Origin of the sequence: Burkholderia sp. Nafp2/4-1b (assembly GCF_003635165.1) — a bacterium.
Taxonomy (GTDB): Bacteria; Pseudomonadota; Gammaproteobacteria; order Burkholderiales; family Burkholderiaceae; genus Burkholderia.
In genome coordinates this window covers 1-7,243 of the sequence record NZ_ML058664.1, presented here as the reverse complement: position 1 = coordinate 7,243, position 7,243 = coordinate 1, and the positions used below count along the sequence as shown (strand labels likewise).

The window sequence follows — 7,243 nt, the reverse complement described above, 5'->3', positions numbered from 1 at the left end:
ACGTCGATGCCGTTCACGTTGGTATAGGCCGGCGTGCCGATCTTCGCACCGGCACCGAGCGCCACCGACGAGTCGCCGACCACCTCGGCGCCCTTGCCCACGGCCATCGCATTCTCGCCATTGGCGTAGGACTCGCCACCAATCGCGGTCGACATGCCCTTGGCGGCATGCGCGCCCGCCCCAATCGCCACGCTATGCGAACCCTTGACCACCTTCGCCTTCGGACCGATCGCCAGCGAGTTGTCGCTCTCGAGAACCTCCGCCGACTCATCCGCATCGTCGGACACTGCGATCAGCTTGATATCGTTGTCGCCATCCGCGTCTCCGACGGCCCCGTCCAGACCCTGCTTATTCTTGCTGCCCTCGCTGGCCAGCTTCTTGATCTCCTCCTGGACCGAGGAGAGCTTTTGCGACAGTTGTTGCTCATGCGCCGAGTACGCCGAATGGAATCGCGCGTCCATCTGCCCCTTCGTCACCACGTCGGCCGATTCCGTCCCAGCCTCGACGTTGGTGATCCGGCGTTTTTTGGCAGTGCTACCGACCGACACCACGCCATCACCGTCCGCGATCGACCCATCGCCAATCGCGATCGAATCCGCGCCCGTGGCGATCGGCGTGACCGTGATCGCGTGGCTCATCGCCAGACCCGGGGTCTGCGCAGCCAGCGCCTCGATTTCGGCCAGCCGATCCGTGACCGTGCCGTACGCGTTGTTCTTCAGCTTCACTTGCACCGCGCCCGAGCCATCGACCTGGATGTCCGAACCGAAGGTGGCCTTCACCTGCTCGAGGTTGACCGCCTCACCGTCCTTCAGACCGGCCTTCACACCAACGATCGTGCGCACGCCGTCGGCGCCCGTCACATCGAGCGTGGTACCCGCGAGCGTCTTGCCCAACTGCACCGTCTTGGTATCCGTACCCGTGACCTGCACCGGGCCCGCCTCACCACTGACGACCTTCGTCAGCTTCTCGGTGGAGGCCTTCGTCGCCTCGCTGATGGCCGTGTTCATTGCCGTGGTCGACACCTTGTCGTCCACTTCCTGCTTCAGGTTGGCGATTGCCTCGCCCTTCTCCTTGAGCGCGTTCTGGGCCGCCGTCTCGACGTTGTCGAGCTGGTTTTTCGTAACCACGTCCGTCTTGTGCACGCCGTCCTTGACGTTGACGATGCGGCGGGTCGATTGTTCCTTGTAGGTGACGCTCGGTCGACCATCAATTGCGGACGTCTTCGCGTCAGCGGCGTGGCCCACCGATACGGTATCTGCCTCGGTCGCAATCGAATCAGCGCCCAAGGCTACCGCGTTGCCTGCAGCGGTGCTCGCCCTAGCTCCGATTGCGGCGCTCTCTGTATACATCGCAAAAGCATCCGAACCAACCGCGACGTTGCCTTTGTTATAAGCGCGCGAATTTTCGCCAATTGCAATTGCGTTGACGTCCGTCGCTTGCGCCATCGCCCCAAGGGCGATGCTCTTCCGCGCGGCGTTCGAATCCTTGCCGAACTGAACGTTTTCGCCCTTGGTCAGCGATTCGACCTGTTGCGCGAGCGTGTTGGCAGCCGACTTCAGGCCTTTGATCCCGCTCGCGTTCGTCGTGACGGCTTTGTCCACTGCACCCAGTGCGCCCGACAGGGACGTGAAATTGGCGCCCTGCGCCGTAAAGGTGGGGTCGTTGAATTCACCGCTCGCGTCCGGCTTGAAGTCGTCGGCGATTTGGCTCGCGACGTCCTTGAGCTGCTTCACCGTCGCCACCGAGTGATCCTTCGTGCCCGCACGGACATTCACCAGTTCGCGGGTGTGCGTTTCGCCCGCCGCGCCGCGGATGGAACCTTCGCCCTTCTGGTAGCCGAACGACACGGTTTCGGCCTCGGTCGCAACCGAACCCCGGCCGATTGCAATCGAGCCTTCGCCAATTGCCTCGGCGCCGGAGCCGATCGCGATCCCCTTACTCTTCTGCACCATGGCGTCGGTGCCCAGCGCAATACCGCTGATCGCGTTATTCTTGGCTTCGTTCTTGCCAACTTGCGCGTGATCGCCGATTGCGATCGACTGTTGACCGTACGCCTTGGCGTATTGGCCCATCGCCACCGACCCGGTCGTGCCAGCCAACGGGGCAACGATCGCGGCATCCTTGCCGAAATGCACCTTGTTGTCGTCCAGTCGGTCCTGGACTTTTTTCACCTGCCCGTAAGTCGCCGCGTCGGTCTCATGCCGACCATTGGCCACGTTGGTGATACGGGTCTTGACGTCAGACCCGTGCTTGCTCGGCGCCCTGCCGTGCACCTCCACGTTACTGATATCATCTTTCTTGTGACCCAGCGACAGCACGCGTTCGTTGGCTGTGCCACCGGTCGCGACGCTTTCCATACCCAACGCCATGGTGTACTGGTCGACTGCGACAGCGTCCTTGCCGAGGGCAATTGAACTTTCACCGGCGGCTTGCGAGCCGACGCCCATCGCCGTGGAATTCTGCCCGTAGGCACGCGCGTTCCAACCCACCGCGGTAGCGTTGTAGGTTGCCTGAGCCGTGGTACCAATTGCCACGGAGTCCTGACTGTCAATGGCGGCGTCCGCAAGCGTTCGCTCAGCGGCTGCCCACTTATCTTTGTCGATCATCGCGTTGGCGCCCTTACCGATCGCGATCGCGCGACCCCGGGCCTTCGCGTCCTTGCCGACCTTGAAGCCGTCGCTGTTGGTCAGCGTGTCGAGGGTTTTCGTGTTGGCATTGGCGAGGCTCTCAACGCGCTTGACCTGACCATAGCTGGCCGCATCGGTGTTGTCCATCGCATCGGCCACGTGCAGGATACGGGTCTTGAGGGAATTGTCCTTCTTGCCCAGCGACAGCACGCGCTCCTGAGCGCTGCGGATTGTTTCGTTCTGGGCAACGCTGCCCGTGCCGAGGGCGATGGATTGTTTATCCAAGGCGCGTGTATCGTAGCCAATCGCAAAGCCGTCTTCTGCCTCCACCATCGAACCCCGACCCAGGGCGATCGACCGCGTGCCACGCGCTTTAGCGCTCTCCCCGATTGCAAGCCCGTCGTACGCTGCTTCAGCACTTCGCCCGATCGCCACGGAGTCCGTGTCGGTAACGCTTGCTTTCTGGCCATACATCGCGTTGGCGCTCTCGCCGATTGCCACCGCACGACCCCATGCAACCGCGCCTTTGCCTTGTACGAAGAGCGGCTTATTGGCAGCCATTGCCGCGTCTTTCTGCGCTTGGGTCATGTTCTCACTGGTCGGATCAGGCTGCGGATCCGCCGCGGCCAGCGGGCTATGCAGCACGCCCGGCATCGACACCGGCGTGTTGCTCGCCATCAGGAATTGCGCGTGACGCGCCCGCTTGCGGGTCTCATCGTCGTCGGCGAGCGCCAGGTTGAACGCGGCATTGGCATTGCCCGAAAACGGCGACAGCGCGTCGCCCGACGCGTTCAGCTCGCCCACAGAGCCTTCGGCCGGCACCGGCTCACCGTCGGCCAGCGCCGCCGGCGCCCACGCACCCAGCGTTACCGCCAGCACCGCTGCAGCGACGCTCGCGCGCGCCACGCCCGTCGAACGACGCGTGCTGCCCTTGGTTTTGCCCTTTGCGGTTTCCTGCACCGCGTTCCACGTGCGTGTGGTCTCGTTCCAGACCGACCGATAAGCCCTGTTCATTTCAATTCCCGGATCAAAAAAATTCGCTGCGGCCGACTAGCCAGCACGCACACCGTCAACAACACGTCGTCGGCGCAGCGCAACAGCGAAAGGATGGAGAAACAGTTCCCGCCTTGACTTCGGACCACCGGTGGTGGCCTCCACGTGATGCCAAGCAGGTTCTGCGTGTTCGGAGGGAATTCTAAGAACGCCGGGCCTATGTGAAAAATATATTCTTGATATCTATGGCATGCGTTTAAGGCATGGATGCACTGCGCATCCGGAAACCGCCGCGCTGTCTGACACTAGACCTCACAGCACAGCGAGCCTTGCTAGTCGGCCCTGAACAATTCGTTTTGTCGCGCAGACGAAGCTACGTCGCCGACGGCGCGGCGGTTTCGAAGCCAAGCAAAGCGACGAGGATCAGGGCGTAAAAAAGCCGCAGCTTGCGCAGGATCATCCGCAGGTTGTGACCGGCGCCGCACAGCACCGCATGAATCGCATCGCCCAGCGAACCCTTGAGCCAATTCCGGTCGAGTTTGCCGTCGGCCTTCATGTGTCCGATGGCCGGCTCGATGGCGCTGCGACGCCGGATCATGGCTTGCAGGCCGCGCGTGATACCGCGTCGCAGTCCCGGGTGATAGACCTTCACACCATCGACGGCGACGCCCTTGTAGCCACGGTCGACGACGGCAATCTCCGGCTGAACGTCGCTCAAGATCGCCGCCTGCTCCAACGCTTCGGCCAGCGTGTGCCCATCGTAGGGATTGCCCGGCATCGAACGAGCTCCGACGACCAGCCCCTCCTTGTGCGTCGTCGTGATCGACACCTTCACGCCGAACTCATACGGCTGCCGAGCTTTGCCCTTGGAGATGCATTCGACCTCGGGCGCGTGCAACGCATACAGCTTGTTCTTGTTCTTGTCCTTCTGCTTCTGCGTGAGAATCCGCTTCGTGCGGCCAAGCAGATCTTCCAGCGCCACCCGGCTTTGCTGAGCGACGTCGTCCAGTTGCCGCTCGACGTCACGCATCACGCGTCCCACTCGAGAACGCAACGTGCGCAGCGATTTCTTCATCCGCTTGTACTGCTTCGCATGCGCGTAGCGCCCGATCTGGCCGGCCAGACGTGGCGCTTCGCGGTTGTAGTTCTGCCGCAGCTTCAACCCGTGCTGCGCAGCAGCCTTCACCAGATGTTCGCGGCAACGTTCGAGCAGACGCGAATCGGTTGGATGGGCAATCGCCTTCTCCATGACCGTCGTATCCACGATCACTCGCTTCAGGCTCGAAGTCTTAATCACTTTGGCACGCTTGGCCGCTTCGATCGTCTCGGCCAGCAGTTCTTCGACACCAGCCTCGCCCAGTCGCTTGCGCCAGCGCGTCAGGCTCGACGGATCGATCGGCGGCTTCGTCTGCAAGTACGTCTCGCCAGTGAACACTTGCCAGTACGGGTTCTCCAGCCATTGCCAGACGACCTCTTCATCTGACAGGTCGAATGCGTGCTGCAAGTACAGCAGTCCTGCGATCAAACGCGGCGACGATGCCGGTCGGCCACGAGACGACGCGAAACTCACGCTCATCGCCGAGTTCAACCGATCCCAGTCAATCAGATCAGCCAGGCGAATCAACGGATGCTTCAAGTTGATCTGCTCGCGCAGCGGTTGGCGGAAGAAATCTACCTCTGTCACCAGCGTCTTTAGACCCATCCGCACCTCGTCAGGATTTGCAGGATTCACGCGTCAATATGCCCGCTTCCTGTAAATCCAACAACACCGTTTCGGCCTCACAGCCTTTCTGAACATGCCTCGCAGGATTGTTCAGGTCCGACTTGCTAATTTCGCCGCGCCCCTCAATTAGCCCGTTCGGCGTCGGTTCAGCGGGACGGTGCGTCCGCCTGACATCAATAAACAGGAAGTGTGTTCGGCACACGCAATGAGTCGTCGCGTGTTTCAGAAGTGCGGCCACATCTGGAATGTTGACTGCGCCAGAGCTCTTTGCAGCATATCAACTGTGTGGCAAGAATAACGCGCCTGCCATTTTCCAGCAGTGGGGTATCAATCGTGCAGACGCCCATGGAGCACGACATCAATCCAAACCTCATTCGGACATGGATTTCCAAGTATCAGCGCGAACAAACCGCGAGCGAGATAGTCAGCTCCGCAGAGAAGCCGCCACGAGACGCTCGTGCGAGTTGTCGATAGCTTCCGCTCCTGCAGAATCAGCGTTTATGCAGATCGTCGCTTCCGGGATTGCCCACACGTCGGCCGAATCGGTTGCTGTGTTTCTCGCTACATATGCACCGACCAAACGGCGTTTCCGTGGAGTTGAACCAGGCGAACTTCGCTGAATTGACGTTGATCGTCCAGATGCTCCGGAGGTTGCCATTACTGGCTCACAAGAACTGCAGCTTATCTGCAGCGCGATCCTATCGATTTCCACATGGCAATCAACAGACTTCAATTCTGGTCGAAAAGCCGATGCGCCCGAGTCCAATGCATGGCGTTGTTGCATTAATCCGGCCCGCCGAGGTGACGTTTACGCGCCACAGGCGGAGCGATGCCTCTGTTAACAATTCGGGTTCGTGCGTAGATTCTCGATCTTTGCGTGCGAGAACATGCGCAAGGACAAGGGCACGACTCAGGGCCAAAGGCGAAGTACCGCGTCAGAAACTGGACGACGTACAACGCCGGCCTGACCAATCGAGGCAACATCACCATGTGGATTGACGATGATGTTCTTGCGAACGTGCCGGACACCGAACCCACACGTGGCCGTCCGCGGCTGTACAGCGATGCACTGGTTCAGGCATTGCTCGGCTTGAAGACAGTGTTCCATTTGCCGTTGCGCGCCTTGCAAGGCTTTGCGCAAAGTCTGCGCGATCTGGCCTTCGCCGATTTGCCTGTACCGAACTACACGACCGTGTGCCGTCGCGCACAAACGCTGCGGGTGAAACTGCCTGTCATCCATAGCGGTGAACCTCTGCATTTGGTCGTCGACAGCACGGGCGTGAAGGTCTACGGCGAAGGCGAGTGGAAGGTCCGCCAGCACGGTTACTCGAAGCGCCGCACCTGGCGCAAGGTCCATCTCGCACTCGACGTGAACACCGGCCAACTGCGAGCGGCGCTCATGACGCATCAGGATGTCGCGGACGGCGAAGTGCTGCCCGAATTGCTTGATCAAATCCCGACCGACGAACCTATCGATACCATCGGCGGCGACGGCGCATACGACACGCAGACCTGCTACGCCGCGATCGCCGCGCGCGACGCGTTGCCCTCGATTCCACCTCGCGAAGGCGCAGTTCACTGGCCGCCTACCACGCCCGGCGCAGCTCAGCGCAACGAAGCTGTCGACACCATCGCTCGAGGCAGTCGACGCGAATGGAAGCAGCAAAGCGGTTACCACCGTCGTTCGCTGGCCGAGAACGCGATGTCCCGGTTCAAGACGCTCACAGGTCCGCGCCTGTGGGCACGTCGTACCGAAACCCAGGCGACCGAAGTTGCCGTTCGAGTGGGTGTGCTCAACCGCATGGCCGAACTCGCCCGCCCGCAGTCCGTCCGTATCGCCTGAGATCATGAACAAAGGCACCACTTCGTCCTCACGCCTGATTTATGCAACAGCGCCCCA

2 protein-coding genes and 1 pseudogene are annotated in these 7,243 nt (G+C 61.2%); 1 reads left to right on the top strand and 2 read right to left on the bottom strand.

The window, feature by feature from the left end:
• Both C7H84_RS35340 and C7H84_RS35335 read right to left on the bottom strand, forming a co-directional pair.
• Positions 1–3,641 (bottom strand): ESPR-type extended signal peptide-containing protein (locus C7H84_RS35340; RefSeq protein ID WP_162999505.1); only part of this gene is annotated, 3,641 nt, incomplete at its 3' end.
• A 352-nt stretch (positions 3,642–3,993) separates the two neighbouring features.
• Positions 3,994–5,322 (bottom strand): IS5 family transposase, encoded by a 1,329-nt coding sequence (locus tag C7H84_RS35335; RefSeq protein ID WP_121863113.1) that lies wholly within the window; start codon positions 5,320–5,322, stop codon positions 3,994–3,996.
• 908 nt (positions 5,323–6,230) lie between these two features.
• On the opposite strand from C7H84_RS35335, the pseudogene C7H84_RS35325 reads away from it, so the two are divergent.
• Positions 6,231–7,186, top strand: a pseudogene (locus C7H84_RS35325) (IS5 family transposase).
• The last annotated feature ends 57 nt before the right edge of the window (positions 7,187–7,243 follow it).